General features: G+C 44.6%; 2 protein-coding genes. Both read right to left on the bottom strand.

Annotated elements, in window-relative coordinates; all coding sequences use genetic code 11:
- The coding region (locus R8N46_RS25605) for an ATP-binding cassette domain-containing protein (RefSeq protein ID WP_318189830.1) at positions 1 to 156 on the bottom strand (156 nt) is incomplete at its 3' end.
- An 89-nt stretch (positions 157 to 245) separates the two neighbouring features.
- Positions 246 to 743, bottom strand: a complete 498-nt coding sequence (locus R8N46_RS25600) for a hypothetical protein (protein WP_005499782.1) — start codon at positions 741 to 743, stop codon at positions 246 to 248.
- Between the last annotated feature and the right edge of the window lie 271 nt (positions 744 to 1,014).

Below are 1,014 nucleotides of genomic sequence, written 5' to 3'. Positions count from 1 at the left end.
GGAAACGGATTTACCAGAACCAGATTCGCCGACGATAGGCAGCGGTTCACCCGCTTGTAGCTGGAAGCTAACATTCTTTACTGCATCGACGATCCCATCGTTTGTCGTAAAGCTGACAGACAAGTTGTTCACCGAAAGAATGGTTTGAGAAGACATCACGTATCCTTGTGTTTGATATAGCAAATAAACCTAGAGCAATGGTGATGGCGCTTAAATCCTGCTGCTTTCCATTGCTCTGGTACTTATTAGTTGTAGAGGTGGGAAGCCACAGCTTCTGCTGAGCTCATCGCCTGTAAATGCAAAAACTGTTCATGGGCGCGAGTGACATGGTCCAGCTCTATCATCCATTGAGCATTGCGCTGCGCAGAGCAAAATGCGGCCATGTGTGCAAGTAAGTCCTCACTTTGCTGACCGAGTAGGTGGCCAACACGCTCAATCAGCTCATGGCTTTCAAGTTGCAAAAATTGGAACAGCGCATAAGTTTGGTTGAGGGCTGAAAATGCGTCGCGCTGTAATCCCAGTTTGTTGAGGATCTCCGATTGCGCCACGCTCGCATCGCGTAATCCGCTGACCAGACACACAAATTGGCAAGGCTTGGTAAGGTCATTCTCTAGCGCCTTATGGATATGGCTAGGCAAGTGATTGAGCACATCTTCGTATAAGCGATGAGCTTCTGGCCAATGGCCTTGCTCCATCAATTGCTCCGCTTTCAAATAGCGCATCCAGCATTGCTCAATATTCATGTCCATCTCCACAAAAGTTGATTTGCTGAAGATATTAAATGAAATTGATTATCAATTGCAAGTGCGTATTATTTTCATTTTGATGGTCATAAAGTGTGCGATTAAACCATGGTGTAAGCTAAATCACTTAAAATTAAACAAATAATCTCTACACTCAAGTTACGACAATAAGAAAAAGGAAGCGGATATGGCAATACTAAGATTGGAACCTCAACAGCTGTATTCTGTAGCGGATCTAGAGAATATGCCATGTAAGTCGACCAAGGAACTG

The organism is Vibrio sp. 1874 (genome assembly GCF_033344395.1).
GTDB lineage: Bacteria > Pseudomonadota > Gammaproteobacteria > Enterobacterales > Vibrionaceae > Vibrio > Vibrio alginolyticus.
The sequence above is the reverse complement of the archived record's forward strand: the minus strand, read 5'-3'. Positions and strand labels throughout refer to the sequence as shown.

What these genes read in the sequence shown, in the direction of transcription:
- R8N46_RS25600 (WP_005499782.1), bottom strand. Translation starts at nt 743, where the DNA reads ATGAATATTGAGCAATGCTGGATGCGCTATTTGAAAGCGGAGCAATTG.